The sequence below is a fragment of the Citrifermentans bremense R1 genome, from assembly GCF_000426865.1.
Lineage (GTDB): Bacteria > Desulfobacterota > Desulfuromonadia > Geobacterales > Geobacteraceae > Geomonas > Geomonas bremensis.
The window spans coordinates 67,841-94,622 of sequence record NZ_AUGE01000002.1 but is presented as its reverse complement, the minus strand read 5'-3'; the positions used below and the strand labels follow the sequence as shown (position 1 = coordinate 94,622).

The following is a 26,782-nucleotide window of genomic DNA, read 5'->3' as shown; positions in this document are numbered from 1 at the left end:
CGGGGGAGGTTTCTATGGAATACCAGGGGCACTCGAAGGACCAGATGCATTCTCCAAATCATTCCGACCGCAGCACCTGGTTGGTGTTTCCGCTTTTCGCGGCAGCTTGCGCCGTTGTCGCCGTTATCCTGCTCTTGAGCTCCGGGCTCGGCTCCCGGGTCCATCTCTGGCACTTCAGGACCGGCTTCGCCCTGATCAAGGCAGCCGGCTATATCGGTCTTGGCTGCGCGTTGCTGGCGCTGGTATCCGGGCTCATCTCGATCCGGAAGCGGCATGCCAAGGGGATTCTCCTTTCACTGCTCGCCTTGCTGCTGGCGCTGGCTGCTTTCGGCATCCCGCTGTACTGGAAGACGCAGGCGCAGGCTTATCCCCGCATCCATGACATCTCCACCGACCTCCAGCATCCTCCCGCCTTCGTCGCCATCAGTTCGGCGCGCCACGCCGGGGTCCGTTACCCTGGCGCGGCTGTGGCGGCAATGCAGCAAAAGGCCTATCCAGATTTGAAGACAGTGGTGCTTCCTTATCCTCAGGTGGAAGCGTACAAGGTTGCGCTACTGGCGACGCGCGACATGGGTTGGGACATCGTGGCGGAACTTCCTGCCGAGGGGAAGATAGAGGCGACCGACACCACCAAGTGGTTCGGCTTCAAGGATGACATCGTCATCCGGATCCAGCCCGCGGGGAATCGTTCCCTGCTGGACGTACGCTCCGTCTCAAGAGAAGGCATAAGCGACGTCGGCACCAATGCGAAAAGGATCCGCGCCTACCTGTCGAAGGTGGTTCCAGGAGAAGTGAAACCGTAGTTCGCTACCGTGCATAAAAAAGGGGGACCGGCTACTTTTTGAAATCAAAAAGTAGCCGGTCCCCTTTTCACTCTGTACTCTGCTTACCTTTTTAATTGCGGCTTCTGCCGTTAAATTAAGCTGCTGCTGAGCCTGTAGCCAGATCGGCGCAGCAATCCTCTTCGCCACCCTCTCAAGCTCCCCAGAAAAAAAGCCCACGCAGCTTCGCAGAGTTAGCTCCCGGTCCAGGTGTGTATACCTGAACCTGGGCCGCTCATGGCACAGCTTCTGCTAACCAAGCTGCATCAGGGCAACGGCGCCCGGCACGCTTGACGGGGCGAAAGCTCCTGAGGAGGGCGAGATGGCTGGAGTTAACAAGGCCCAGGTTTTCATCGGCGACACCACGCTGCGAGACGGCGAACAGACGGCAGGGGTGGTCTTTACCGCAAAGGAAAAGATCTCCATCGCCAGGCACTTGGACGCCATGGGCGTCCACGAACTGGAATGCGGCATACCCGCCATGGGCGAGGAGGAGCGCGACTCGATCCGGGCACTGGTGGCGTTGGGCCTTTCGGCCCGGCTCATCACCTGGAACCGCGCGCTGGTTCAAGACATCGAGGCAAGCATCGCCTGCGGCATAAAAGCCGTGGATATCTCGCTCAGCGTCTCGGACATCATGATCGAACACAAGATCAACAAGAGCAGGGATTTCGTGAAGGAACAGCTGAAGCGGGCGCTATGCTTTGCCAAGGAGAAGGGGCTCTACGTCTGCGTCGGGGGCGAGGACGCCAGCCGCGCCGACAGCGACTTCCTGATCCAGCTGATGCAGATCGCCCAAGCAAACGGCGCCGACCGCTTCCGTTTCTGCGACACGCTCGGCATCCTCGATCCCTTCGCGATGTTCGAAATGGTAAGGCGCCTGAAGGGCGCGGTCCCAGGACTCGACATCGAGGTGCACACCCACAACGACCTGGGGCTTGCCACGGCGAACGCCCTGGCCGGGGTGAGGGGAGGGGCTTCCTACGTCAGCACCACGGTCAACGGCCTCGGCGAACGGGCTGGCAATGCGGCATTGGAAGAGGTGGTCATGGCGCTGAAGGTTGCCTGCGGCATCGACGTCGGCATCGACACCAGGCGCTTTCAATCGGTGTCCCGGCTGGTGGGGCGCGCCTCCAACCGCGAGGTTCCTCCCTGGAAGGCTGTTGTGGGCGAGCGGGTCTTCTCCCACGAGTCGGGGCTGCATGCCGACGGCGTGCTGAAGGACCCGACCAACTACGAGGGGTTCACCCCCGAGGAGGTGGGGCTGAAAAGGCACATCGTAGCGGGAAAGCATTCCGGGACCAACGGGATCGTGGAAAGCTACCGCCAGATCGGCATCCCCATTTCCAGGGAAGAGGCGCAGGGACTGATGGACAAGGTGAGGAGCACGGCGCAGCGCATCAAGGGGCCCCTGGCGCCGATGGACCTGGTCAAGCTGCACCAGGGAAAAGGGGCTTCGCTCGCTGCCTGACGTTGCATAAAACTTAGGCAGAAAAATAGGCAGATGGTTGGAGGTCAAGCCGCCATTCATTGCCACTGAAAGCTAAAATGATGCAATAACGGCAGCTTGAAAGTTGGCACGCAAGCTGCTAAGAGAAAGACAAAACCGAATACGGGGATACACCGATGTACCCCCATCACCCGGCAGTATGGCAAAGGCGCCCACGTTAGCAGTAACGGAGCGCCTTTTTTATTTGGGCCCCGCAAACCAAACGGGCCCCGCACCGCAGTCTACCCTTGAGGGATCATGCCAGGTGCCAGGATTGCCGGACAGGCCGGCAACGGCGACCAAGCGGTTCTGCCTGAGGGCGGAAGCGGTCAGTGGGGCAAAAAGGAGAGGAACAATGAGACAGATCGCGATTTACGGCAAGGGCGGCATCGGCAAATCCACCACTACCCAGAACACCGTGGCAGGCCTCGCCTCCATCGGCAAGAAGGTCATGATCGTAGGCTGCGACCCCAAGGCCGACTCCACCCGTCTCATCCTGCACGCCAAGGCGCAGTCGACCGTTATGGACCTGGTCCGCGAGCTGGGCACGGTAGAGGACCTGGAGCTTGAGGACGTCATGAAGGTAGGTTACGGCGATGTGAAATGCGTCGAGTCCGGCGGACCGGAGCCGGGCGTCGGCTGTGCCGGCCGCGGCGTCATCACCGCCATCAACTTCCTGGAGGAAAACGGCGCCTACACACCCGACCTCGACTTCGTCTTTTACGACGTTCTGGGCGACGTCGTCTGCGGCGGTTTCGCCATGCCGATCCGCGAAGGGAAGGCCGAGGAGATCTACATCGTCTGCTCCGGCGAGATGATGGCTATGTACGCCGCCAACAACATCGCCAAGGGGATCCTGAAGTACGCCTCCTCCGGCAAGGTCAGGCTGGCCGGCCTCATCTGCAACGCGAGGAAGACGGACAAGGAGTACGAGCTTATCGACGCGCTGGCCAAGAAGCTCGGCACCCAGATGATCCACTTCGTTCCCCGCGACAACCAGGTGCAGCGCGCCGAACTGCGCAGGATGACCGTCATCGAGTATTCCCCCGAGCACCCGCAGGCCAACGAATACCGCTCCCTGGCCCAGAAGATCGCCGACAACAAGATGCTGGTGGTCCCGACCCCGCTGGAGATGGAAGAGCTGGAAGACCTGCTGATGGAGTTCGGCATCATGGAGGCCGAGGACGAGTCGATCGTGGGCGTGGCCGAGGCGGCAGTGGTTTAATCTGACCTATTACCGGATGAAGCCTTAGACCAAATCCCCCCCTGCCCCCCTTCTCGAAGGGGGGAGCAATCGCGGCATCAGGAGGAAGGCGAAGCGGCGGCCGGTACCAATAAGGAGACTTATATGTCTGAGGCACCAATAAAGAAGGTAGAAGGAATCACCAAGGAATCTACCCAGGCGATGATCGACCACGCCCTGGAGATCTATCCGGAGAAGGCCAAGAAGAAGAGGGCGCCGCACTTGGCCCCCAACGAGGGGGAAGGGGCTTGCGTGAAGAGCAACCGCAAGACCGTCCCCGGCATCATGAGCGCCCGCGGCTGCGCCTACGCAGGGGCCAAAGGGGTGGTCTGGGGCCCGATCCGGGACATGGTGCACGTCTCCCACGGTCCGGTCGGTTGCGGCTGGTACTCCTGGGGGACCCGCCGCAACCTGGTCACCGGCGTGAACGGCGTCAGCCAGTTCGCCATGCAGTTCACCTCCGACTTCCAGGAAAAGGACATCGTCTACGGCGGCGACAAGAAGTTGAAGACCCTGCTGGCCGAGGCGCACGACCTTTTCCCGCTGGCCAAAGGGATCTCGGTCCTTTCCGAATGCCCGGTCGGTCTCATCGGCGACGACATCAACTCCGTGGCGAAGGTTGCCTCGCAGGAACTGGAGATCCCGGTCATCCCTTGCAACTGCGAGGGGTTCCGCGGCGTGTCCCAGTCCCTTGGCCACCACATCTCCAACGACACCATCCGCGACCACATTATCGGCACCCGCGAATTCGCCGAGCCGGAGACCCCGTACGACATCGCCCTCATCGGCGACTACAACATCGGCGGCGACGTCTGGAGCGTTAAACCTCTGCTTGAAGAAATAGGGTTGAACGTCAAGGCGGTATGGACCGGCGACGGCGAACTGGAAAAGATCGCCGCGACGCACAAGGTCAAGCTGAACCTGATCCACTGCTACCGTTCCATGAACTACATGTGCCGCGTCATGGAAGAGAAGTACGGCATCCCCTGGCTGGAGTTCAACTTCTTCGGTCCGACCAAGATCCGCGAGAGCCTGAGGAAGATCGCCGAGTACTTCGATGACAACATCAAGGAGAAGGTGGAAAAGGCGATCGCCAAGTACGACCCGATCATGCAGGCGGTAATCGACGAGTACCGCCCGCGCCTGGAAGGAAAGAAGGTGATGCTCTACGTCGGCGGCCTGCGCCCCCGTCACACCGTTAACGCCTACGCAGACCTCGGCATGACCGTGGTCGGTTCCGGTTACGAGTTCGCCCATGGCGACGACTACGAAAGAACCTCCGTGGAGATGCCTGAGGCGACCGTGATCTACGACGACGCGTCCGAGCACGAGCTGGAGCAGTTCGTGGATGAGCTCCGTCCCGACCTGATCGGCTCAGGCATCAAGGAGAAGTACCTGTTCCAGAAGATGGGCATCCCGTTCCGCCAGATGCACAGTTGGGACTACTCCGGTCCGTACCACGCCTATAACGGCTTCCCGATCTTCGCCCGCGACGTCGACATGGCCGTCAACAGCCCGACCTGGAAGCTGGTGAAGGCGCCCTTTTAGTGAACCAGATAAAGATTGAGATAAAGATTAAGTAAAGTCAGTAAGGGAGTTGGCAGTATCTGTTTCAGCTTCTTCTCAATCTTAATCTCAATCTTAATCTCAATCTTAATCTCGATTTTAAGGAGCACTACTATGACTGCAGAAGCTGCCGTGAAATACGTCACCGAGATTCCCGAAGAGGAAGTGAAACGGGTTTCCGCGTGGATCAATACCGAGGAGTACAAGGAGAAGAACTTCGCCCGCCAGGCGCTGGTGATCAACCCGCCGCACGCCTGCCAACCGCTGGGCGCGGAACTCGCCGCGCACGGCTTCGAGGGGACGCTCCCCTTCGTGCACGGATCGCAAGGGTGCGCCTCGTACTACCGCTCCACCTTCAACCGCCACTTCCGCGAGCCGGCTCCGGCAGTGTCCGACTCCATGACCGAGGACGGCGCGGTGTTCGGTGGGCAGAACAACCTGCACGAGGCCCTGGAGAACGCCTACACCATCTATAAGCCCAAGATGATGGCGGTCTTCACCTCCTGCATGCCGGAGGTCATCGGCGACGACCTGACCGCGTTCATCAAGAACGCGAGAAACAAGGGGATCGTGCCGCAGGACTACCCGCTCCCCTACGCCAACACCCCGAGCTTCAACGGCTCGCACGTTCACGGCTACGACGCCATGCTTCTCTCCATCCTGCAGTCGCTGACCGAGGGGAAGAAAGTCGAGGGGCGCTGCACCGGTAAGTTGAACTTGATCCCGGGCTTTGACTGCAACACCGGGAACTACCGGGAGTACAAGAGGATCCTGAAGGAATTCGGCATCCCCTACACGCTTTTGGCCGATATCTCCGACACCTTCGATTCGCCCCTGGACGGCACCTACCGCCCCTATCCGGGCGGCACCAAGCTCGAAGACGCGGCTGACTCCATCAACGGCAAGGCCACTCTGACCGTGGCGCCTTTTTCCAGCGCCAAGACCTTTACCTGGATCAAGGACAACTACTCCGGGACCCACGTCTCGCTGCCGACCCCGTTCGGCGTTGCCAAGACCGACGCGCTGCTTTTGAAGCTCTCCGAACTCTTCGGCAAGCCGGTACCCGCGTCCCTCAAGGCCGAACGCGGCTACGCCGTCGACGCCATGACCGACGCGCACCAGTACATTCACGGCAAGAAGTTCGCCCTTTACGGCGACCCGGACTACCTGATCGGGTATGTCTCCTTCCTACTGGAGATGGGTGCCAAGCCGTACCACATCCTTTGCAGCAAGGGGAACAAAAAGGTCGAGAAAGAGCTCCAGGCGCTTCTTGACAGTTCCCCAGACGGCAAGGGGTGCAATATCTACATGGGCAAGGACCTCTGGCACATGAGGAGTCTGCTGATGACCGACCCGGTCGACGCGATGATCGGCGACACCCACGGCAAGTTCGCGGCGCGCGACGCAGGCATCCCGCTCTTCCGGTTCGGCTTCCCGGTCTTCGACCGCGTCAACCTGCACCGTTCGCCCCTCATCGGCTACCAGGGCGCCATCAACATGCTGACCGCCATCTGCAACAAGTTCATCGAGATACGAGACGAGACCTGCGAGGACCGGCACTTCGAGATGATGAGATAAAAACCCAAAACCATTAGCAAGGAGATTGAGAGGAAACCTGAGTAAGCAAAGGCAAGGAGAGAAGCACAAGAAGGTTTAAAACTCAAGTCTTTGTCTTTCCTCAGAAGTCCTCAGATGTTCTCCTTGCTAATGGTTTTAAAAGGAGGCTCCAATGGCGAAGCCAGACTGGTACGACACAACTGATTGCGACACTCACGATGCCGGGGCTCCTAAGTTCTGCAAAAAGTCGGAACCGGGCGAGGGAACGGAACGAAGCTGCGCCTACGACGGCGCCCGCGTGGTCCTCATGCCCATTACCGACGTCATCCACCTGGTGCACGGCCCCATCGCCTGCGCCGGAAACTCCTGGGACAACCGCGGGGCACGCTCCTCGGATTCCCAGATCTACCGCCGCGGCTTCACTACGGAGATGTTGCAAAACGACGTGATCTTCGGCGGCGAAAAGAAGCTCTACCGCGCCATCCAGGAACTGGCGGCACGCTACCCGGAGGCAAAGGCGATCTTCGTCTACGCCACGTGCGTTACCTCAATGACCGGCGACGACATCGAGGCGGTCTGCAAAGCGGCACAGGACAAGGTGAGCGTCCCGGTGATCCCGGTGAACACGCCGGGCTTCATCGGCGACAAGAACATCGGCAACCGCCTGGCCGGCGAGACCCTCTTCAAATACGTGATCGGTACGGCGGAGCCGGAATACACGACGGATTACGACATCAACCTGATCGGCGAGTACAACATCGCCGGCGACCTCTGGGGGATGCTGCCGCTCTTCGACCGGCTCGGGATCCGCGTCCTCTCCTGCATCAGCGGCGACGCCAAGTTCGAGGAGCTGCGCTACGCGCATCGCGCCAAGCTGAACATCATCGTCTGCTCCAAAAGCCTCACCAACCTCGCCAAGAAAATGCAGAAGGTGTACGGCATACCGTACCTGGAGGAATCCTTCTACGGCATGACCGATGTCGCCAAGGCGCTGCGGGACATAGCGCGGGAGTTGGACGACCGGGTGAACGGCCTGGAGAAGGGGGTGATGCAGGACCGGGTGGAAAAGCTGATCGCCGAGTGCGAGGAGGCTTGTCGCGCGGAGCTTACTCCCTACCGGGAGAGGCTCTCCGGGAAGAAGGCGGTGCTTTTTACCGGGGGGGTGAAAACCTGGTCCATGGTGAACGCGCTGGCGGAGCTGGGGGTGGAGATTCTCGCCGCCGGAACTCAGAATTCCACGTTGGAAGACTTCTACCGCATGAAGGCGTTGATGCACGAGGATGCCTCCATCATCGCGGACACCAGTACGGCCGGCCTTCTTTCGGTCATGTACGAAAAGCTCCCCGACCTGATCGTCGCGGGGGGGAAGACCAAGTTCCTGGCGCTGAAGACAAAGACGCCGTTTCTGGACATTAACCACGGACGCTCGCACCCTTACGCGGGTTACGCCGGGATGGTCACCTTTGCCAAACAGCTAGACCTCACGGTGAATAACCCGATCTGGCCGGTCCTGAACGAAAAGGCGCCGTGGGAGAAAGATGCCGAGGCCCAAAAAGCGGACCTGGCCTACACAGCCGGGCACGCCGCACGCTTCGCCGCCGAGGAGATCAAGGCCTCGCGGGTCAAGGTGCCTACCAAGAACGCCACGGTAAACCCGCAGAAGAACTCGCCAGCGCTGGGGGCGACGCTCGCTTATCTCGGCATCGACGGGATGCTGGGGCTTTTGCACGGCGCCCAGGGATGTTCCACCTTCATCAGGCTGCAGCTCTCACGGCATTTCAAGGAATCGATCGCGCTCAACTCAACCAGCATGAGCGAAGAGGCCGCTATCTTCGGCGGCTGGGACAACCTGAGGATCGGCCTGAACCGGGTTATGGAGAAGTTCAAGCCTGAGGTGGTGGGGGTGATGACCACCGGGCTCACCGAGACCATGGGGGACGACGTCAGGAGCGCCATCGTCAAGTTCCGCGAGGCGCATCCGGAGCACGACTCGATTCCCGTAATCCACGCCTCGACCCCGGATTACTGCGGTTCGATGCAAGAGGGTTACGCCGCTGCGGTCGAGGCCATCTTGGCGACGGTGCCGGAAGGTGGCATCGGGATACCTGGACAGGTAAATATCCTTCCTGGTTGCCAGCTAACTCCTGCCGAGATCGAGGAAATCGCAGAAATCTGCGAGGCGTTCGGGCTGGATCCAGTGGTGGTGCCCGACATCTCCAACGCGCTGGACGGGCACATCGATGCGACCGTGTCGGCGCTCTCCGTAGGGGGCACCGCCATCGAGCGGATCAAGGCTGCGGGACGGAGCGAGGCGACGCTATATTTCGGCGATTCGCTCGCGGACGCGGCCGGGGTACTCCAGGAGAAGTTCGGCATCCCGAGTTACGGCTTCACCTCTATCACCGGACTCAAAGAGACGGACCTTTTGATGACCACGCTCTCGGCCTTGTCCGGGCGCCCGATACCGGAGAAATTCCGGCGCTGGAGAAGCCGCCTCATGGACGCCATGGTCGACAGTCACTACCAGTTCGGGCAGAAGAAGGTGGCGCTGGCGCTGGAGGCGGACCATCTCAAGGGAATGACGAACTTCCTTGCCGGCCTTGGGTGCGAGATACAGGTCGCCATTGCTGCCACGAGGACGCGCGGCTTGGATAGGTTGCCGCCTGAAAACGTGTTTGTCGGGGACCTGGAGGACCTGGAACAGGCGGCGGTGGGAGCCGACCTTCTGGTCGCCAACTCCAACGGGCGCCAAGCCGCAAAGAAACTCGGGATCAACGCGCACCTGAGAACCGGAATGCCGGTTTTCGACCGGCTCGGTGCGCACCAAAAGATGTGGGTCGGCTATCAGGGGACGCTGAACCTGGTCTTCGAGGTGGCAAACATATTCCAGGCCAACGCCAAGGAAGCGCAGAAGCTGGCGCACAACTGAGAAACATAGAAAAGGCAGATTAAGCAGAGGCAGATTGAGATTAAGACTGAGATAAAGGCTAAAACCTAGGCTACTGATTCTTCTTTATCTCTATCTTTATCTTTATCTCGCTTTTCAAGGAGAGAGTATGAAGATCGCTTTTACCACCAAGACGGGAGATACCATCGACATGCATTTCGGGCAGGCTGATTCCTTTCACATCTGGGAGGTGGGGCCCGAGGAGGCGCATTACGTTCAGACCCTCACCGTCGGCGAGCATGGCAGCGACGAGGAGGACCGCATAGCTGCCCGGGCCAGCCTCCTGGCCGACTGCGCCATCGTCTATACCATGCAGATCGGCGGGCCGGCCGCGGCCAAGCTGGTTGCCAAGCGCATCCATCCGATGAAGACCAACGTGGAAGTCGGGCTGAAAGAGTCCATCGAACGGATGCAGGAAGTGCTGCGAGGCAACCCGCCCCCCTGGCTGCGCAAGGCTATGAACAAGGACGTGGCTACGTCGTTTCTGGACGAGGATTAGCAAGGGGAGGAGTGACTCGTTACCAAAGAGTCCGGGCCGCATCCGACGAAGGTTCAGGTGCAAGATCAATAAAAGGCTGCAAAATCGTCGATATTAAAGGAGACGTATCATGGCTTACATCACCGGTCTGACCAAGGAAAAGAAAGAGTGGACCCCGCAGTTCATAACCTCCATCGATGAAGAAACCTGCATCGGCTGCGGCCGCTGTTTCAAGGTCTGCGCGCACGACGTGCTGACCTTCGAGGAGGTGGACGAGGACGATTCCGCCAAGATGTTCATGAAAGTCGATAATCCCGGCAATTGCATCGGCTGCCAGGCCTGCGGCAGGACCTGCTCCAAGAAGTGCTTCACCTTCGCACCGGTCCTAGCTTAAAAGGCAGATAAAGATAAAGATTGAGATTAAGCAAACCTTGTTCTTCCCAAGCCAAGCTTCTTCACTCGATTCCAGGGTTTTCACTTAATCTCAATCTTGATCTCAATCTGGTGTTTAGGTTCTACTCAATCTTTATCTCTATCTTTATCTGGTTTTTGGAGGTTCTATGCTTTTCGCCGTTGCCTCAAAGGATGGCAAAGAAATAAACCAGCACTTCGGCCACGTCGAGCGCTTCCTCATTTACCAGGTGGAGGGCGATTCGGTCGCCCTGCTGGAGGAGCGCCCGGTGGAGAAGTATTGCCGCTTCGACCCGGATCACCCGCTGCGGGCTCACACGTTGAGGGACACCGCCGAAGCCCTCAAGGGTTGCCGCGCCGTGGTTTGCTCTATGATCGGGGAGGCCCCGAAGGCGGAACTGGAGCGCCTGGGCGTGGAACCGTACGTGGTGGAAGGCGAAATCGAACCTGTCCTGCGCGACCTGGCCAGGGCTTTGTAAAGCAGATAGAGGATAAAGATAAAGCTAAAGAAAACCCTGAGAGGCAGATGAAGATAAAGATTAAGATTGAAAAAACCAGGTTTTAGGTTCTTCTCAATCTCTATCTTTATCTTTATCTTTATCTGATTTTTAATGGTGTCATTCAACCACTGCAACCTTCCCCCCTGGGTCATCGCTTCCCGGCATTTCAACGACAACCCGCAGTCGTTGGAAATCCAGGGGGTGCGGGCCGTCAACCGCTTCCTCTTCAACAAGCTGGATACCATAGCCGCGCCTGAAGAACGTGCCGCGCTCTTCAACGACTACATGTCGGTTAAGTTCCAACTGCATCAGTGGCAGCAGGAGAGCGCAACGGCGCGCAAGAGCCTGAAAAACAGCTACCTGCGCTTTCTCAGGGGGTGGATGATGGATTCCAACTCGGTTGAGGGGGCAGTACTGAAGGGGTGGGTGGAAAGCAGGATGGGCCTTCCGCCCACCTTTCATAACGTGCGCATCGCGGGGATCCACGACGAGAATTACCTGCAGTACGCGGTGGACCGCACCAAGGGGAGCGCGCGCACCTCTGCCATCAACTCCCAGCTCGATCTCCTCTACGAGTACTCCCAGTACGAACTCGCCAAGAGGTACCCCGACCGCCGCCACCTCACGCTGTATCGCGGCACGTTTGAGCGTTCGGAGCACGACAAACTTGAGACCATCTCGAAACGCGAGGAGATCGTGCGCCTCAACAACTTGAACTCCTTCACCACCGATGAGGAACGCGCCTGGGAGTTCGGCTTCATCGTCTGGGAGGCGCAGGTTCCTCTGGAGAAGATCTTTTTTTTCAGCGAACTGCTGCCCAATTCCATCCTGAAGGGGGAGGGGGAGTGCCTGGTGATAGGGGGGGAATTCCGGGTGAAGCGACTGCTCTGCACCATCTGAAACTGCGGCTCACGCCAAGACGCAAAGACGCAAAGACGCAAAGAAAACCGAGCCGCGGGTAAACTAAGCCGCAGGGTCAACTGCGCCGGAACTGAGGCGAGAGCTTTACCAGCGCCTCCGAAAGTTCGATTATCTCGGTCAGCACCTCCTTGGAAAGTTTTTTGCGCCACCTGACTGGTATAGCGTCCTCGCCGTAATAGGCGCCTGCCAAGGCTCCGGCTATGGCGCCGGTGGTATCCGCGTCACCTCCCTGGTTCACCGTGTCCACCACGCACCCCTCAAAAGATCGCGACCTGAAAAAGCAGTACAAGACGGTCTGCATGGTATCGACCACGTAACCGGTGGCGAGCCCCTTGTAGGGATCGAAGCTGAAGTTCGGGTACTTCTCTATCAGGTGCCCGGCCTCGCGTCGCAGACGGTGCATGGAACTTCCTGCCAGCGCCAGGTGCAGCAGGCGCCCCAGGTAGATGGTGGCGGCGTCGGACAGGGGATGGTTGTGGGTGAGGTGGGCTTGCTCCAGGCTGCAGGCTTCCAAAAGCGCGGCGTCGCCAGCGGTATAGAGGCCGATGGGGAGGGTCCTCATCACGGCGCCGTTGCCGCCGTCCCATTCGTTGGGCGGGGTTTCGACCGTGCCGTGCAGCATGTAGTTCCTGATGCCGCGCCGGCAGGTGTCGCCCACGTCTATCGGCTTCGACTTGAGCCATCCCGCCAGGTTGTCGGCTGCTTGCTTCCTGTCCCAACCTCGCGCCTTGACTATGGCGCGCGCCAAGCAGAGCGACATCTCGGTGTCGTCGGTGACCTCTCCGGGTTTCAGCCTCAGCCATCCCCCTCCCACCATCTCCTTCAAGACGCCGTACTTCTCCTTGATTTCCCCCCGCGTCATGAACTCCACGGGAGCCCCCAGCGCGTCGCCGACCGCAAGGCCGATGAAGGCTCCCCTGGCGTGGGAGAGAAGGTCGCTATGGTAGGAGTGGCTGGACATGCGCCGACTGGTGCAATAAGCAATCCGGTACTCATGGTTTTTGATTAGACCTATGAACAACCCTTCTTCTGATAATTGGGAGGAACCGTGGGAACCTTGCCCACAAAGGCGCTGCACGAACACTCGCGTCCCCCCTTTGGGAGGGGGGGCAGGGGGGATTTGCCCTTGGTTGCACTGTCGCCGCTGTGGGCAATGCACAAAAAATAGTCTGATGCTGCAAGTGCGAGGCAACTCTGCAGCTAATGAAACACTAGGCGCGGTGTGGTAAATCATCCGGGGTGTCAATCGAGCGGGAACATTCTGCGGTAAAGATGAATGCCTGCCGTCAATGGACGAAGCCCTGCTAATGTGCAGTGTTGCAAGGCAAATGTGGAAAGATAAAAGCTGCTTTCATCACCTCCCGCCCCCCCCAGGTCCCACCTGTAAACGTTATCCGCACCGGAAGCTGGCATGCTAAATGCTCATTAGGCAGAACAGGTACAACGACGTATCTAACATAAACGGCAACGATGCCCGGCGCGGATAGCAGATATCCCGCCGGGCATTTTTCGTTTTCAGGCGCGGCCTGAAGCAAGGATCAAGGAGGATGACATGGCAACCTCGTGCGAGAAGATGAAGAAGATCCAGGGGCATCCCTGCTTTGGCGGCAACCACCATAAAAACGGGCGAATGCACCTCGCGGTGGCGCCCAAGTGCAACATCAAATGCGGCTATTGCACCCGGCGTCACGACTGCGCCAACGAATCGCGCCCGGGCGTCACGAGCCGCCTGCTCACGCCGGACGAGGCGATCGTCAGGGTGAGGGAGGTGATGGCAAGCCCCATCACCGGCCCCATCATCAAGGTCATCGGCATTGCCGGGCCGGGGGATCCGCTCTTCAACGAAGAGACCTTCGACACCTTTCGTTACGTGGATCGGGAGTTTCCGCAGTTGATCAAGTGTCTGAGCACCAACGGCTTGCTGCTCCCCGACAAGATGCCAGTGCTTAAGGAGATCGGACTGCACAGCCTCACCGTCACTCTCAACGCGTTGGACCCGAAGGTCGGCGGCAAGATCTACTCCCACGTCTTCTATAAGGGGACGAAATACACAGGCGAGGAGGGGGCGGAGATCCTGGTTCGTAACCAGTTGGAAGGGATCCGCCATGCGGCGGAACTGGGGCTGACCATCAAGATAAACACGGTGCTGATACCCGGCGTGAACGACGAGCAGATCCCGCTCATCTCGAAGAAGGTTAAGGAACTTGGGGCCTTCGTGATGAACATCATGCCGCTTATTCCGCAGGCGGACTTCGCCCACATCGCGCCTCCTTCAGCAGAACGGCTGGATGTGCTGCGCCAGGCCAACGAGAAGACCATCGGGCAGTTCAAGCACTGCAAGCAGTGCCGTGCCGACGCGGTGGGGCTGATCGGCGAAAACCTGCAGCTCGCGATAGCTCCGGCGGCGTAGCAGATGATCGAACCGTTCGTCGAGTCCGACATACCTTCCTTCATAGCCATGGCCGTTGCGGAAGGGTGGATCTGCGGGGCCTGGGAATTTCAGTTCCTGCTGCAGAGCTTCCCCCAGGGGTGCCTCGCCTGGCGCGAGGAGGGGAAGACGCTTGGCTACATAACGTCGCTGCGGCACGAGAACAGCGGTTGGATCGGCAACCTCCTGGTAACGAGCGAGGCGCGCAGGCGCGGTATCGGCGCGAAGCTGATGGAAGGTGCCCTCGATGCCCTCCTCTCGGCCCGGGTGGCGACCGTGTGGCTAACCGCCTCAGCCAAAGGAGTAGGTCTGTACCGGAAGCTCGGTTTTCTTCCCATCGACAGTATCAACCGCTGGAAAGGGACAGGGAGAAACGAATCCAGCGCGGAGAGATTGGTACATCAGGATCTGCAAACCATGCGGGAAGTGGATCGGGCAGGGTGGGGTGACCGGCGGGATGGGCTTTTGGATGTCACCGTCGGCCGCGGATGGAGCTATTGCGGAGAGCACTCCTTTCTTTGCTGCCAACCTTGGGAAGAGGGGACGCAGATCGGGCCGTGGGGGGCGCTTAGGGAAACTCAGGCGGAGCTTCTGTTGAACCGGGCCCTTGGAGGACTATCGGGACCCGTCTTTCTCGATGTTCCCGCCGGGAATCTCGCCGTTGCCGCCATGCTCACCAAGAGAAAATTCTCCATAGCCGGCAGCAACACGCTCATGTACCTGGGAGCGCAGCCGAGCTACGACAACGAGAAGATCTTCGCGCTGGCTAGCATGGGTAGCATGGGGTAAGGAGAAGAGCCAGGGAGGGGGAAGGCTTGGGTGAGGAGTGGGAACGTAGCTCAAGGGCAGTCAAAAGACGGTGCCAGCCTGAGGTCGGCGGTGAGTTTATAAGAGACAAGGAGGCCAGACATGCTGGTAATTGCCTGCCTGAAGCAGGTCCCGGATACGACGCAGGTGCAGATCGATCCCGTCACCAACACCCTGGTGAGGGACGGGATCCCGTTCATCGTCAACCCTTACGACACCCATGCGCTGGAGGAGACCCTGCGTCTCAAGGACAGCCACGGGTTGAAGAGCGTGGCGCTTTCCATGGGTCCCCCCAACGCCGAAGCGACGCTGAGAAAGGCGCTGGCTCTGGGTGTTGATCGCAGCATCCTCCTTTCGGATCGGGCTTTTGGCGGCGCGGACACGCTGTCGACCAGCAACGTACTTGCTGCGGCCATACGGAAACTGGGCGAGAGCGAAGAGGTCGGCCTCGTGTTCTGCGGCAAGCAGACTATCGATGGCGACACGGCACAGGTAGGCCCGGGGATCGCGGTCCGCCTGGGATATTCCCAATTGACCCTGGTGGACCGGATCGAAAAGCTTGACCTTGATGCGAAGACGGTAACAGTGCGTCGTAAGCTGGAGGGGCGCTACGAGATCGTAGAGGCTCGGCTGCCGGCGATGATCACGGTGGTTCGGGAGCTGAACCGCCCACGTTACCCGACGGTGCCGATGCGGCTGGCATCCGCCAAGGCCGAGGTGGAGTCGTGGAGCAACGAGCAGTTGCAGTTGGACGTGAACAGCGTCGGCCTCAAGGGGTCCCCCACCTGGGTAAGCCGCATCTTCTCTCCGGAGCGGCAGGAAGGCGAGATCATAGGCGACGGCCTGAACGATCCCATAGCAGCGGCCCGTCTGTTGCTCGACCGCCTGGTCCAGGGTGACATGCTCTCCGTATAGGCCACCCCAAAGGGGACAGGCTGGTTTTTCAAAAAATAAAGTAGCCTGTCCCCTTTACGAAGTGCCACGCCACGAAGCGCCTCACTACAAAGATCGGCAATAAAAAGGTGACCAAATGAGCGAACCAGTAAAGGTGAAGAGGCCTCGCGGCAAAGCGCGGGTGATAGCGGGGAAATGCATCGCCTGCGGCGCGCGCTGCCAGAGCGTCTGCCCGATAAACGGCGTGGAGATGAGCGAACAGGGCGAACCTGTCATCGAGACGGCAAAGTGCATCGGCTGCGTCAAGTGTGTGAAGGCCTGCCCGGCGGGCGCGCTGGAGATGTTCTACACCCCGGAAGAGCTGGCCATAATCGCGAGCTTCGAGAAGCACGGGGGCGAGGAGATCGACGAAGAGGAGCTGGAGCGCCGCAGTCGTGTGGCTGCCTACAAAGGGGTCTGGGTCTTCGTCGAGCAAAACGACGGGGAGGCGGCGAAGGTCTCCTGGGAGCTGACCGGCGTGGGGCGCGAGCTTGCCGACACGCTTGGGGTGCCGCTCTCGGCGGTCATTATAGGGAGCGGGGTGGATCACTTAGCCGACACCGCCTTCAGCTACTGCGCTGACCAGGCCTACATGATCAACGACTCGGTGTTCCGCCAGTACCGGACTGAGCCATTCCTCGCGGCGATGTGTCACCTGATCGAAAAGCACAAGCCCCAGGTGGTCCTCATGGGGGCGACAGGTATGGGGCGCGACCTGGCCGGTGCGGTGGCAACCCGCGTCAAGACAGGACTCACCGCCGACTGCACCGGATTGGGGATCGACGCCAAGGGGAACCTGATGCAGACGCGTCCGGCCTTCGGGGGCAACATCATGGCGACCATCATGTGCGACCGCTTCCGCCCCCAGATGGCCACCGTGCGCCCGCATGTCATGCCCATGCCGCAGCAGCGTCAAGGTGCGACGGGCATTACCATCCCGGAGAGCTGCCCTATCCCGGAGTCCTCCATCTTCACACGGGTTCTGGAGGTGATCACGGACAAGGGGGGGAAGGACAAGGTCGATGTCGCTGGCGCCGAGTTCATCGTCTCCGGCGGCCGGGGATTGATGGCGAAGGAAAACTTCGCGCTGCTGGAGGAACTCGCCGAGGAGCTGGGCGGGGTGGTAGGCGGCTCGCGCAGCGCGGTCGACGCGGGGTGGCTGCCGCAGGACCGGCAGGTGGGGCAGACGGGCAAGACGGTGCGGCCCAAGATCTACATCGCCTGCGGCATATCCGGCGCCATTCAGCACCTGGTCGGCATGCAGGATTCCGACGTCATCGTCGCCATCAACCGCGACCGTGAAGCGCCTATATTCGAGGTGGCGACCTTCGGCATCGTTGGGGATCTCTTTGAGGTGGTGCCGGCCCTGACCGCCGGGGTACGGGAGATGAAACAACTGAGAAGCTGAAGCGCAAGTAAACCTTCGATCCTGCCGGGAGTCATACCTATGGAACATATTTTTTTCTCTGTCCTGCTGTCCCTTTCCATGGCTGCTTTTGCCTTCAGTTGTTACCGCCGGCTGGTGTTGGTGGCCATCGGGAAGCACGAATATCGCTTCGACCAGCCGCTGGCCCGTTTCAAGGAGATGCTCGTCTATGCCCTCGGGCAGAAAAGGGTGATGAGCCGCCCCTTCGGCCTCAACCACGTGGTCATCTTCTGGGCCTTCCTGGTGCTGGCCGTGGCGAATCTGGAATTCCTGGTATCCGGGATACTGCCGGGCCTCTCTTTTGCGCTTTTGCCTGAACCTTTGCACGACGCTCTGGCGTTTCTGTTCGATATCTGCTCGCTGGCGGTACTGATCGCGGTGGCTGTCGCAGCCGTGCGCCGCAGCATAAACCCGCCGTTTCCGGGGGCGCGCACCTGCGAGGCCTACTTCATCCTCTCCATGATCGCCCTCCTGATGCTTGCCTTCTTCGGGATGAATGGCGCCCTCATCGCTTCCGGTGTGCGTACTGCCTCTCCCTTTACTCCTGTGTCCGGCATCTTCGCGAGCCTTTTATCTTCGTGCCTGGCCGCGGACCAGCTTAATCTCGCCGTCAGCGTGTTCTGGTGGATCCATGCCGTGGTGTTGCTGGGGTTCATGAACTATCTCCCCTACAGTAAGCACATGCATATACTTACCGCCATACCTAATGTCTTCTTGCGCACCATGGGCAAGAGCAACACGCAGCCCCGCGAGGAGTTCAGCGAGGGGAACATTTTCGGAGCGGCAACAGTTGACCAGCTCACCTGGAAGGACCTGCTCGATTCCTTCTCCTGCACCGAATGCGGCCGTTGCCATGACTCCTGTCCGGCTGCCGCCACCGGAAAGGCGCTCAACCCGCGGGAGGTGCTCCATGCCATTAAGGAGAACCTGCTGCAAAACGGGACCGTGCTGGAGAAGCTTGCCGGAGACGCTCAGGCGGAACGAGCCGTCTCGCTGATAGGGGAAGGGAAGAAGGGAGCGACCCCGGAATCCGCCCTTTGGAGCTGCACTTCCTGCGGCGCCTGCATGGAGGCGTGCCCGGTCTTCATCGAGCATCTCCCGAAGATCGTGAAGATGCGGCGGCACTTGGTGCAGATGGAGGCGAAGTTCCCCGACGAGCTTTTGAACCTCTTCGAAAATATGGAGCAGCGCTCCAATCCCTGGGGGATGGCCCCGTCGGAAAGGAGCAAGTGGAGCTCTCAACTGGAGCTACGCCCTTTCGTGGCGGGAGAGACAGAGTACCTCCTCTTCCTCGGCTGCTCGGGCGCCTTCGATGCCCGGAACAAGCAGGTGAGCGTCGCCCTGACCCGGGTGTTGGACGCTGCGGGCGTCTCCTATGGCGTCCTGGGCAGGGAGGAGAAATGTTGCGGCGAGAGCGTGCGCCGGTTGGGCAACGAATACCTCTTCGACCTGATGGCGCGGGAAAGCGTGGCGCAGTTCCGGGAGAAGGGGGTAACCAAGGTCATTACCCAGTGCCCTCACTGCTACAACACGCTCAAGAACGATTTCCGGCAATTCGGGCTGGAACTGGAGGTGCTGCATCACAGCGAGTTGATCGCCGGGTTTCTTGCTTCGGGTGAGCTGCAACTGGAGGGAAAGATGGAGGAACTGGGAAACCTGGTCCTGCACGACTCCTGCTACCTGGGGCGCCATAACGACGTCTACCAGCCCCCGCGCTCAGTGGTACAGGCGGTAACCGGTACGGCGGCCGGCGAGATGGAACGCAACCTCGACAAAGCCTTTTGCTGCGGCGCAGGTGGCGGTCGGATGTGGCTTGAGGAGCACGAGGGAACGCCGATCAACCGGGCACGCGTGGCGGAGGCGCTGGCGTTGAAACCGGACACCATCTGCGTCAGCTGCCCTTTCTGCATGACCATGTTCGAAGACGGGGTGAAGGAGGTGCCTGGCGCCGGGGTTCAGGTAAAGGACTTAGCCGAGTTGGTGGCCCAGGCCCTCCCCAAGACATCAAAATAAAGAAGCGTTGCGCTTGGAAGGTGTTTCCTCCAGCCACTTCATGACGGAGAAGGCATGGTCCTCTTTCATGTACTGGTTGGAGTAGAGATACACCGCCTGGGTTTCGGGGTGGATCAATTTCCTTATGTCCGTGAATTCGGGATGGTTCAGGACCCGTACTATGCAGGGCTCTAGTGAAGCGGGTGGAATGCCGAAAACCTGGCTTGTGAAGGCCGTGATATTGATGGGCCTGGGGTAGATCCTTGACTCTTCCCTCACCGTATGCGCGATGGTGGTGCAGGTGTCGTTGACGGCGGTCCGTGCCAGAAGCACGGCGTATTTGTCGGTGATGTGCCGGTCGCTGTAGAGGTAGAGCGCGCCGCTGCAGGCGGAGACCGTTTTCACGTCGCGGTAGCATTCCTGGGCTTGCATCTCGTTCATGATGGAGCAGATCTTGACCGTCCGCATCTCCGGCCACAGCGCATATATCGCGTTCAAGGGGGTGAGGGAAATGGTGACCCGGGAGTCTCGACGTATTTTTTCGGCGATTATGAGCTTCGTCTCTTCTATTCGACCCTTGGCCTCGGCGTCGGTGGCCGACATGTGCGCCAGGGAGTAGAAAAAGATCTGACGTGAAGAGGTCATGATAGTCTTGATGTCCCGGTAGGCCGCATCGTTTGGCATCCTGGTCCGCACCGCCTTCTGAACACTCTCAGGCAGGTCCTTGATCAGAACTGTCAGCATCTCTCCGGGAGTCAAAGAGCCGTGCTTTTTGGAGTTGCTTCTGACTGTGTGGGCGAGCTTTGCCATTACCTCGGCAGCCTGCTCTTTGACCGCTATTTCGTAGGCAGTCTCTACCTCCTGCCTCCCTTCGATACCCGTCTTAAGTCCTTGGTACATTGTCAGTACCACCTCTCGCATATTGTTAGAACTGTCTAATTCTGGTTCTTATGATAATACATATTTCTTCTATGTAAACCTCCCCACGGATTTTTTGCCTGCTGATGCAGACCTGCTTAGAGATCCCAGATAATGTTGGACCGCTCAAAGTACTCCTGCTACACTGCGCGCCTGTCAGCAACCGGTTTTGACCGGCCTACCTTCCTCTTTGGCGGTATTGATGCGTCGACTCTGTCTTCATTCCCTGTTGCTGGTACTGTTTACCACCGTTTCCGTCTTTGCTGGTCCCCTCAACGACTGCCGCGAGTACACGCAGTTCGGCGTCCCAGGCACCTCTGGCGATCTCCTTTGCCGCAAGGGATACCTGCTCTCGCACGACGCCCAGCGCAAGACCCCGGTCTGGGTCGCGGAGCGCATGACACGGGAGCGGCTAAAGGCGGTCCTGAAGCGCTCCGACCGTTTCGTGCCTGATGCGGAACTGCCCAAAGGGCAGCGGGCGGAACTGTCTGACTACAAAGGATCGGGATACGACCGGGGGCACATGGCCCCAGCGGCGGACATGGCATGGGATGCAGCCGCCATGTCGGAGAGTTTCTATCTATCCAACATGGTTCCCCAGGCGGGGGAGGGGATGAATCGCGGCATCTGGGCCGAGTTGGAAAAGAAGGTGCGCCAGTGGGTGGAGAAGCGCGGGGAACTTTACATCTACAGCGGGCCGATCTACGGCGAAGGTGAAGTGAAAACCATTGGCCGCAATAAGGTGGCGGTACCGGATGCTCTTTTCAAAGTGGTCCTCGATCCGGTAAGGCACGAAGCCATCGCGGTGGTCATGCCCAACAGTCCGCTCGACACCCGCGACATGCCTAAGTACCTGGTTCCGGTCCGCGAGGTGGAAAAGCTGACCGGCCTTGAGTTCTTCTCCACCCTCCCACAGGAAGAGCAGGACATGATCGAGATCCCCAAGCCCGAGGCTCTGTGGCAATAAAAAATAGGAAAAAGGGACAGGCTACTTTTTGATCTCAAAAGTAGCCTGTCCCTTTTATCATCTCTTCACCGCGGCGCCGATGAACTCGGCCGCATCCTTTTTCAACTGAGCCAGTGACTCTTTTTCCAGATACATCATGTGCCCCGAGCGGTAACGTCGCACGGTGATGTTCTTCTTCAACTCCGGTGCGACCCCGAGATGCGCCACGGTGTAGTCGGTCGCGAAATGCGGGGTCGCCAGGTCGAAGAGCCCGGAGGCGATGAACACCCCGAGGTAGCGGTTTTTCGCCATGGCGTCACGAAGATTCTCGCTCGTGTCGGCGTAACTGTTCTTCGTCTCCCAGTCCCAGCGCCCGATGCCACCTCCAAGGACGAAGTATTCCAGGTCGCTGTGGTAGTTGAGTTCATCCCGCAAGTAGAGGTTGACGGTGGAGGTGAAGGGCGAGCGTATGGTGCTCACGGTGGGATCGAAGGGGAACGATTTGCTCGGGGCGGTGTTCGGGGCGCTGAAGCGGGTATCCATGATGCCGGTGATCCTGCCGTCGCCCCGCAACAGTTCGGTTGCGAAATCCCGGCTGTCGATGCGCAGATTGCGGTTCTCCACGAAACTGGCGCTAAGGCCGGTGAAGCGGGCAAGCTTTTCGGCCACGGCGCGGCGTGCCGCCGGATCGAGGCGGTCCCCCTGGTTCAGCGCCGTCAGGTAGTCGCTTGCGGCCCATTTTTCCGCGTCTGCCAGGGTCCGTTCCAGGTCTCCCTGCAACTCGGGCGCAAGCTTCTTGTGATACCAGGCGGTTGCCGTGTAGCTGGGAAGGAAGAGGGAGTAGGGGAGATCGTTGCCGAAGTCGAAGGAGACGGTCTGCAGGTTGAGGATGGACGATATCAGCAACACCCCGTTCAAGGCGATGCCATGCTCCAGAAGGGATTCAGAAAGCGCTGCCGACCGGAAGCTCCCGTAGCTCTCGCCAGCCAGAAAGAGCGGGCTTCCCCAACGCTGGATCTTGCTGAGGTAAAGCCTGATGAACCGCGTCAGTGAGTCGATGTCGGCTTGAACGGCGCTGAACTTTTTGGCCAGTTCCGGTTTTGCCGCCCGGCTGTAGCCGGTGCCGACTGGGTCGACGAAGACGAGGTCGGCAAGATCGAGCCATCCCTGTTCGTTGTCTACCAGTTGGAAGGGGGGCGAAGGCATGTTGCCGTCAGGGAGCATCTGTACCCGCCTGGGTCCCATGGCCCCAAGGTGCAGCCATACCGCGGCCGCTCCCGGTCCGCCGTTGAAGACGAAGATTAACGGCCGATTGGCATCGCGTTTTTCTGCGTTGTAGGAGACGTAGAAGATCTGCGCCTCGGCCTCTCCGGCATCGTTGACCAGGGGGAGCTCTCCGGCGGTGGCAAGGTACCTGATCTCCTTGCCGGCAATGCGCGTGCTGTGGGCGGTTGTGACCGTCCGCCCAGGCGTTGCCGACCCTGGTCGGGATTCTGACTTGGCGGCGCCTTCCGCCGTTTTCGAGGCAGCCGTTTCGGCCCAAAGCGTTGTCGCCGGTAGCAGGGTTCCCATCGATAAAGCGAGGAGCATCAGCAAAGGTTTGATCAAGGTATCCCTCCCAACCGCAACGGGCCCGAAACGAGGGTCCGCTGCCATCGCATCGACATTATTACAGCTTTTCGCTCCCATGAATCTATCACAGTAAACCTTCTAACGAAAGCGCGGCATAGGGTAGAAAAAGAAGCACCTTGCCCCGCTGCAGGCGGCAAGGTGCTGTTGGGACGATGGTGGGAGGGTTCGGTCAGTAGGCGACGTAGGGACCGTTGCCGAGGGTGGAGCTCTTTTGCTCAAGGCCGAAATAGACACTTCGTCCCAGGAAGAAGGGGAGGCCCCAGTCGAACCCGAAGGTCGAGGGGCCGCCGACGTCGTTGAAGACGTTGTTAGGGGAATTGGCCAGGGTGACGAAATTGGAAATGTTGAACCCTACAGTGTTGGTGGGGGTTCCCCCGATGCCGACGTTGGTGGCGAACAGAGCGCGCGTGGCGGGCGGGCAGAACCAGTCGGAGTTCCCGTCGGCGCAGACAGGGAGAACCGAGTCGTCTGCGTTGGGGAAGAACAAACCGTTCGAGCCGGTGTCGAAGAAGCCTGTCGTCTTGACGCCGTTAAATATGGTGCTGATGTCGCCCCTTTGATCGGTCGGGAACACGATGGGCGAGGCCGGCGTGTTGTTGCTGCGTGTTCCAATGCCGAAGATCACCGAGCCGCTGACGGATGGGGCGCCGACACCTACAGGAACCGATGGCAACAGCACTATCAGGCCGTTATTGTCCAACGGCAGGTGGGCCACCGGGTTCTGCACTTGATCTGCCAGGGGGACAGTAGTTTTGACACAAGTGGTGCCGGTGCAACGGTAATAGATCCCGATTTCTGCAAAATCGGCGCAGTCTTGACCGCAATCTTCGGTGAGTACGCCGACGCCCAGTATTCCGGAAAAGCGTGCTGATCTCGCGTTAGGCTCTGCGCCGGGACAGTAGCTGGGGCTGGCGCTGAAGGTTGAGTCGATCAATTGGATCGGGATCTCTACCGCAGGCTCGTTACCGAGCTTTACCGATGCCCTCACGATAGGACCCCAAAGAGAAGTCTGGTCTACGAATTGCGTGCACCCGGCGAGGGAGCCACTGCCGCTTGTCACTTGAGGTAGCGGCAGTGTTCCAACTGCCTCTTTGAATACCCGCAGGCCATAGCTCCCGGTGTCAAGCAAGATGTCGTCGACCGGTTGGCAGGCCGATAGATCGGGGGTACATACCGTTACGCTCACGCACGGCTTGTTCAGGTAGCTCCCGGCAGAGCAGAGCCCGCCGTTGACCGATACCGCCATCACGTTCGCCGGAACCCCCGCCGGCGACGCGGTTACCGTAGTGGAGCCGGTAAGGCCGCCGAATGAAGCGGTAATCAGCGAACTCCCTGCGGCCACGGTGGTCACCGTCCCCTTGGCCCCGGTGGCGTCGCTTACGGTGGCGACGGCCGGCGCCGAGGAGGTCCAGGTGGCAAGAGAAGTAACGTCCTGGGTGCTCCCGTTGGAAAAGGTTGCCGTGGCGGTGAACTGTGTCGACGCGCCGATGTCCTGCGAGAAGTTGGCCGGCGTGACGGTTACGGAGCTCAGAGTCGGAGCCGGAGCGGGGGGGGGGGCTCCGCCTCCACCGCCGCAGCCGGGCATGATGATGAACGACAGCAGGAAGGTCAAAATCGCCAGTAGGTTAACGGATCTCATTGAGGCTCACTCCTTGAGGGAACAGTCCAGGCAGGTAGGCCCTCCCCTGTAGGTTTCGCATATGACCCCATGTTTCGACCACGACGCGGTTCGACTTCACCTGGGTCTGCCTGTGTCCGCGCTTGCGTTGCTGTTTGGAGAGGGCCGTCCGGTACTCCTGGTCGTAGGAGCCGAGCAGTTGGGTGAGATCCGGATGGACCAGCCCGTTCCAGGCGACGGCGAAGACCACCCCTTCCGGTGTCAGGAACTCCCGAACTGCTGTCGCTTCCGAGGTCATCTCCTGCACTGCGTACCTGGCGCGTTGAACCGTGCTGCGGGTGACCGTGGATAAGGCTTTGCTGTCTTTCGCGATGGAATCGCCCCTCTCTCCGAGCGTTGCCTGCGCCTGTGGGGCTACCCAAAGCAGCGCCAGAACCATACAAAAAGGTGTAATGCCGCGTCTAACTTCCATGTCCGCCCCCGAGTTCTAAGTGAAATTTGGCTCCCAGAAAAAAACTTTTCCATTGTATCACGCAAGATTAATTTTCCTTTATGCCAACAGGTTTTTCAGGAAGGGGAAGGTTTGTGATGCAAAGCTTTGAAACTAGATTGGAAGGTAGATGCTAAAGGAATGGGCAAAATGAAGAGTCGGTAAAACGAGGGTGAAAAAAGAACAGGGGCCATGAAGGCCCCTGTTCGCGTAAAGCATGCTGTTGCTAAATATTACTTCGCGGGTTTCTTGTCCATGTACTGGATGATCTCGGCCGTCAGGTCCTTGGGTTTCAGCTCTTCCGCCAGGTAGAGCACCGCCTTTTCCTCGACCACAATGGCGAAACCGTTGGCCTTGCCGTAAGCGGCCGCAGCTTCTTTTATCTGCGCATAGACCTGGCTGGTCAGTTTTTCCTGCATTTCCGCCATTTCCGACTCGCTCGCGCGCAACATCTTCTGGAAGTCCTCGACCTTTTTCTGGAATTCCGTCCCCTTGGTCTGGCGCTCTTTCGGGGTCATGGTGGGAAGCTTCGACTCTATGGCGGCCTTTTGCTTCTCAAGCTGCTTTTGCTTTGCATCGATTTTTTCGCGCAGTTTGGCGGACCGCACGCTCAGCTTGCCAGTGGCGGCCTTTCCCTCTGCGGTTTCGGAAGCAACTTTGTTCAGGGTTATGAAGCCGACCTTCACCTCTTTTCCAGCAGTGGGAGCCTGGGCTGCTTTCTCGTCTTTAGCTGCGGGGGGGTGCGTTGCGGGCGCCGCCGGGGTTGCGGGAGCTGTAGTCGCCGCTGTTTCTGCCGGCGCCTGCGTCGCGGGTGCTGCGGCTGACGGTTGAGCATCCGCGGCAAAACCGTGGCTGGCGATGAGGGAGGTGAGGGCGGAACCGATTAGCAATGCGGCGAACCTGTTCATGTATGGGTCCTCTTAGCTTTTTAGTGATGACTGCAGGGGAGAGAGCATAGTGCCTTTGCTTCTATTTGGCAAACAAGAAGTGAGCTTAATTCAATTATCCATGTCAAAGGACAATGCATATTGACTCAAATACTTGCCGCTGTTACCATTCCCCCCTCAAGGAGGAGCGTCGTATGCCCGATATAACACAGAGACTGAAGTCATCGATAGAAGCAGGTGCCGCCGACCGTGATCTACTGGCAGAATCGCTGAGTGAGATAACGGAGCTGAGAAAGAAAAGCGACGCACTGGAAGAAATCCTGATTGTACTGGTGCGCACCCAATTGCCGTTCGATGCCGAGGAAAACCGGGAAGAAGCTATCGCACATTTCAGTGAGCGCTACAGAAACGCCATGCGCGAGGCGTCCAACCTCCTCGGGCTGAACCTGCGCAGCACCATAACCAGGACCGAGCCGAGGACGTAGCGGCACTAAGGGAGGATGCATGACGGACGACATTCGCGGGTGGATCTTTATAGCTGTCTTCTTCCTGCTCCCGGGGCTGATCGGCGCCTGGATCGCCTGGTCCAAGGGGCGCAACCCTTTCACCTGGTTCCTGCTGAACTTCGTGTTTCCCCCCACCTTGATGGTGACCCTGTTCCAGAAACCCTTGCGCCCTGTCTCCGGCCATTACCGGCAGTGCCCGAAATGCAAGGAGTTCGTCAAGTGGCGGGAAACTGTGTGCAAGTACTGCCAGACCGAGTTCGTTTGAG

The 26,782-nt window shown here is 59.4% G+C and carries 24 protein-coding genes; 18 read left to right on the top strand and 6 right to left on the bottom strand.

What is annotated here, in order from left to right; translation table 11 throughout:
* Window positions 1–14: 14 nt before the first annotated feature.
* From K419_RS0102820 to K419_RS0102770, 10 genes are all read left to right on the top strand, one after another.
* On the top strand, window positions 15–803 hold the full coding sequence (locus K419_RS0102820; protein WP_026840239.1) for a DUF1499 domain-containing protein: 789 nt from the start codon (window positions 15–17) through the stop codon (window positions 801–803).
* Window positions 804–1,143: 340 nt separating this feature from the next.
* A complete protein-coding gene (gene nifV, locus K419_RS0102815) occupies window positions 1,144–2,292 on the top strand; it encodes a homocitrate synthase (protein WP_026840238.1) in 1,149 nt (382 codons plus the stop codon).
* A 373-nt stretch (window positions 2,293–2,665) separates the two neighbouring features.
* Complete coding sequence (gene nifH, locus K419_RS0102810; RefSeq protein ID WP_026840237.1) at window positions 2,666–3,535, top strand: nitrogenase iron protein; 870 nt, start codon at window positions 2,666–2,668, stop codon at window positions 3,533–3,535.
* A gap of 123 nt (window positions 3,536–3,658) precedes the next feature.
* Window positions 3,659–5,101, top strand: coding sequence for a nitrogenase molybdenum-iron protein alpha chain (gene nifD, locus K419_RS0102805; protein ID WP_026840236.1), 1,443 nt, complete (start codon window positions 3,659–3,661; stop codon window positions 5,099–5,101).
* A gap of 132 nt (window positions 5,102–5,233) precedes the next feature.
* Window positions 5,234–6,697: a nitrogenase molybdenum-iron protein subunit beta gene (gene nifK / locus K419_RS0102795; protein ID WP_026840235.1), complete on the top strand. Its 1,464-nt coding sequence runs from the start codon at window positions 5,234–5,236 to the stop codon at window positions 6,695–6,697.
* Window positions 6,698–6,848: 151 nt separating this feature from the next.
* Window positions 6,849–9,605 carry a bifunctional nitrogenase iron-molybdenum cofactor biosynthesis protein NifEN gene (locus tag K419_RS0102790; protein WP_026840234.1) on the top strand — a complete coding sequence of 919 codons (2,757 nt, stop codon included), beginning with the start codon at window positions 6,849–6,851 and terminating at the stop codon, window positions 9,603–9,605.
* A 127-nt stretch (window positions 9,606–9,732) separates the two neighbouring features.
* Window positions 9,733–10,122, top strand: coding sequence for a nitrogen fixation protein NifX (gene nifX, locus K419_RS0102785; RefSeq protein ID WP_026840233.1), 390 nt, complete (start codon window positions 9,733–9,735; stop codon window positions 10,120–10,122).
* Between the two features lie 109 nt (window positions 10,123–10,231).
* Entirely contained in the window at window positions 10,232–10,495 is a 264-nt protein-coding gene (gene fdxB, locus K419_RS0102780) for a ferredoxin III, nif-specific (protein ID WP_026840232.1), read from the top strand.
* Window positions 10,496–10,661: 166 nt separating this feature from the next.
* On the top strand, window positions 10,662–10,991 hold the full coding sequence (locus K419_RS0102775; RefSeq protein ID WP_026840231.1) for a NifB/NifX family molybdenum-iron cluster-binding protein: 330 nt from the start codon (window positions 10,662–10,664) through the stop codon (window positions 10,989–10,991).
* 132 nt (window positions 10,992–11,123) lie between these two features.
* The gene (locus tag K419_RS0102770; protein ID WP_026840230.1) at window positions 11,124–11,912 is read left to right on the top strand and encodes an NAD(+)--dinitrogen-reductase ADP-D-ribosyltransferase; all 789 of its coding nucleotides are present in this window, start codon (window positions 11,124–11,126) and stop codon (window positions 11,910–11,912) included.
* 76 nt (window positions 11,913–11,988) lie between these two features.
* Here K419_RS0102770 and draG read toward each other — a convergent pair whose 3' ends face one another.
* Window positions 11,989–12,894, bottom strand: a complete 906-nt coding sequence (draG, locus tag K419_RS0102765; RefSeq protein WP_026840229.1) for an ADP-ribosyl-[dinitrogen reductase] hydrolase — start codon at window positions 12,892–12,894, stop codon at window positions 11,989–11,991.
* Between the two features lie 591 nt (window positions 12,895–13,485).
* Between draG and K419_RS0102760 the strand changes: the two genes are divergently transcribed.
* The 5 genes from K419_RS0102760 (at window position 13,486) to K419_RS0102740 (ending at window position 19,540) form a co-directional block, all read left to right on the top strand.
* The gene (locus K419_RS0102760; protein WP_026840228.1) at window positions 13,486–14,343 is read left to right on the top strand and encodes a radical SAM protein; all 858 of its coding nucleotides are present in this window, start codon (window positions 13,486–13,488) and stop codon (window positions 14,341–14,343) included.
* 3 nt (window positions 14,344–14,346) lie between these two features.
* A complete protein-coding gene (locus K419_RS0102755; RefSeq protein ID WP_026840227.1) occupies window positions 14,347–15,150 on the top strand; it encodes a GNAT family N-acetyltransferase in 804 nt (267 codons plus the stop codon).
* A gap of 120 nt (window positions 15,151–15,270) precedes the next feature.
* Window positions 15,271–16,083, top strand: coding sequence for an electron transfer flavoprotein subunit beta/FixA family protein (locus tag K419_RS0102750; RefSeq protein WP_026840226.1), 813 nt, complete (start codon window positions 15,271–15,273; stop codon window positions 16,081–16,083).
* A gap of 115 nt (window positions 16,084–16,198) precedes the next feature.
* Window positions 16,199–17,509 (top strand): electron transfer flavoprotein subunit alpha, encoded by a 1,311-nt coding sequence (locus K419_RS0102745; protein WP_026840225.1) that lies wholly within the window; start codon window positions 16,199–16,201, stop codon window positions 17,507–17,509.
* A 39-nt stretch (window positions 17,510–17,548) separates the two neighbouring features.
* A complete protein-coding gene (locus K419_RS0102740) occupies window positions 17,549–19,540 on the top strand; it encodes a (Fe-S)-binding protein (RefSeq protein WP_026840224.1) in 1,992 nt (663 codons plus the stop codon).
* Here K419_RS0102740 and K419_RS0102735 read toward each other — a convergent pair.
* On the bottom strand, window positions 19,532–20,419 hold the full coding sequence (locus tag K419_RS0102735; protein ID WP_026840223.1) for a hypothetical protein: 888 nt from the start codon (window positions 20,417–20,419) through the stop codon (window positions 19,532–19,534). The genes K419_RS0102740 and K419_RS0102735 overlap by 9 nt on opposite strands.
* 220 nt (window positions 20,420–20,639) lie before the next feature.
* On the opposite strand from K419_RS0102735, the gene K419_RS0102730 reads away from it, so the two are divergent.
* Window positions 20,640–21,404, top strand: a complete 765-nt coding sequence (locus K419_RS0102730; protein ID WP_026840222.1) for a DNA/RNA non-specific endonuclease — start codon at window positions 20,640–20,642, stop codon at window positions 21,402–21,404.
* A 57-nt stretch (window positions 21,405–21,461) separates the two neighbouring features.
* On the opposite strand, the gene K419_RS0102725 is transcribed toward K419_RS0102730, so the two are convergent.
* The 4 genes from K419_RS0102725 to K419_RS0102710 form a co-directional block, all read right to left on the bottom strand.
* A complete protein-coding gene (locus K419_RS0102725; RefSeq protein WP_026840221.1) occupies window positions 21,462–22,991 on the bottom strand; it encodes a S10 family peptidase in 1,530 nt (509 codons plus the stop codon).
* A 193-nt stretch (window positions 22,992–23,184) separates the two neighbouring features.
* Window positions 23,185–24,654 (bottom strand): DUF3443 family protein, encoded by a 1,470-nt coding sequence (locus tag K419_RS0102720; protein WP_026840220.1) that lies wholly within the window; start codon window positions 24,652–24,654, stop codon window positions 23,185–23,187.
* Window positions 24,641–25,105: a DUF2844 domain-containing protein gene (locus tag K419_RS0102715; RefSeq protein ID WP_026840219.1), complete on the bottom strand. Its 465-nt coding sequence runs from the start codon at window positions 25,103–25,105 to the stop codon at window positions 24,641–24,643. The genes K419_RS0102720 and K419_RS0102715 overlap by 14 nt, the downstream gene beginning before the upstream one ends.
* Before the next feature lie 251 nt (window positions 25,106–25,356).
* A complete protein-coding gene (locus K419_RS0102710; protein WP_026840218.1) occupies window positions 25,357–26,031 on the bottom strand; it encodes an OmpH family outer membrane protein in 675 nt (224 codons plus the stop codon).
* Between the two features lie 173 nt (window positions 26,032–26,204).
* Here K419_RS0102710 and K419_RS0102705 point away from each other — a divergent pair, with 173 nt between their 5' ends.
* A complete protein-coding gene (locus K419_RS0102705) occupies window positions 26,205–26,495 on the top strand; it encodes a hypothetical protein (RefSeq protein ID WP_026840217.1) in 291 nt (96 codons plus the stop codon).
* Between the two features lie 19 nt (window positions 26,496–26,514).
* Window positions 26,515–26,781, top strand: coding sequence for a zinc ribbon domain-containing protein (locus tag K419_RS0102700; RefSeq protein ID WP_026840216.1), 267 nt, complete (start codon window positions 26,515–26,517; stop codon window positions 26,779–26,781).
* The last annotated feature ends 1 nt before the right edge of the window (window position 26,782 follow it).

What these genes read in the sequence shown, in the direction of transcription:
- K419_RS0102820 (WP_026840239.1), top strand. Translation starts at nt 15, where the DNA reads ATGGAATACCAGGGGCACTCGAAGGACCAGATGCATTCTCCAAATCAT.
- nifV (WP_026840238.1), top strand. Translation starts at nt 1,144, where the DNA reads ATGGCTGGAGTTAACAAGGCCCAGGTTTTCATCGGCGACACCACGCTG.
- nifH (WP_026840237.1), top strand. Translation starts at nt 2,666, where the DNA reads ATGAGACAGATCGCGATTTACGGCAAGGGCGGCATCGGCAAATCCACC.
- nifD (WP_026840236.1), top strand. Translation starts at nt 3,659, where the DNA reads ATGTCTGAGGCACCAATAAAGAAGGTAGAAGGAATCACCAAGGAATCT.
- nifK (WP_026840235.1), top strand. Translation starts at nt 5,234, where the DNA reads ATGACTGCAGAAGCTGCCGTGAAATACGTCACCGAGATTCCCGAAGAG.
- K419_RS0102790 (WP_026840234.1), top strand. Translation starts at nt 6,849, where the DNA reads ATGGCGAAGCCAGACTGGTACGACACAACTGATTGCGACACTCACGAT.
- nifX (WP_026840233.1), top strand. Translation starts at nt 9,733, where the DNA reads ATGAAGATCGCTTTTACCACCAAGACGGGAGATACCATCGACATGCAT.
- fdxB (WP_026840232.1), top strand. Translation starts at nt 10,232, where the DNA reads ATGGCTTACATCACCGGTCTGACCAAGGAAAAGAAAGAGTGGACCCCG.
- K419_RS0102775 (WP_026840231.1), top strand. Translation starts at nt 10,662, where the DNA reads ATGCTTTTCGCCGTTGCCTCAAAGGATGGCAAAGAAATAAACCAGCAC.
- K419_RS0102770 (WP_026840230.1), top strand. Translation starts at nt 11,124, where the DNA reads ATGGTGTCATTCAACCACTGCAACCTTCCCCCCTGGGTCATCGCTTCC.
- draG (WP_026840229.1), bottom strand. Translation starts at nt 12,894, where the DNA reads ATGTCCAGCCACTCCTACCATAGCGACCTTCTCTCCCACGCCAGGGGA.
- K419_RS0102760 (WP_026840228.1), top strand. Translation starts at nt 13,486, where the DNA reads ATGGCAACCTCGTGCGAGAAGATGAAGAAGATCCAGGGGCATCCCTGC.
- K419_RS0102755 (WP_026840227.1), top strand. Translation starts at nt 14,347, where the DNA reads ATGATCGAACCGTTCGTCGAGTCCGACATACCTTCCTTCATAGCCATG.
- K419_RS0102750 (WP_026840226.1), top strand. Translation starts at nt 15,271, where the DNA reads ATGCTGGTAATTGCCTGCCTGAAGCAGGTCCCGGATACGACGCAGGTG.
- K419_RS0102745 (WP_026840225.1), top strand. Translation starts at nt 16,199, where the DNA reads ATGAGCGAACCAGTAAAGGTGAAGAGGCCTCGCGGCAAAGCGCGGGTG.
- K419_RS0102740 (WP_026840224.1), top strand. Translation starts at nt 17,549, where the DNA reads ATGGAACATATTTTTTTCTCTGTCCTGCTGTCCCTTTCCATGGCTGCT.
- K419_RS0102735 (WP_026840223.1), bottom strand. Translation starts at nt 20,419, where the DNA reads ATGTACCAAGGACTTAAGACGGGTATCGAAGGGAGGCAGGAGGTAGAG.
- K419_RS0102730 (WP_026840222.1), top strand. Translation starts at nt 20,640, where the DNA reads ATGCGTCGACTCTGTCTTCATTCCCTGTTGCTGGTACTGTTTACCACC.
- K419_RS0102720 (WP_026840220.1), bottom strand. Translation starts at nt 24,654, where the DNA reads ATGAGATCCGTTAACCTACTGGCGATTTTGACCTTCCTGCTGTCGTTC.
- K419_RS0102715 (WP_026840219.1), bottom strand. Translation starts at nt 25,105, where the DNA reads ATGGAAGTTAGACGCGGCATTACACCTTTTTGTATGGTTCTGGCGCTG.
- K419_RS0102710 (WP_026840218.1), bottom strand. Translation starts at nt 26,031, where the DNA reads ATGAACAGGTTCGCCGCATTGCTAATCGGTTCCGCCCTCACCTCCCTC.
- K419_RS0102705 (WP_026840217.1), top strand. Translation starts at nt 26,205, where the DNA reads ATGCCCGATATAACACAGAGACTGAAGTCATCGATAGAAGCAGGTGCC.
- K419_RS0102700 (WP_026840216.1), top strand. Translation starts at nt 26,515, where the DNA reads ATGACGGACGACATTCGCGGGTGGATCTTTATAGCTGTCTTCTTCCTG.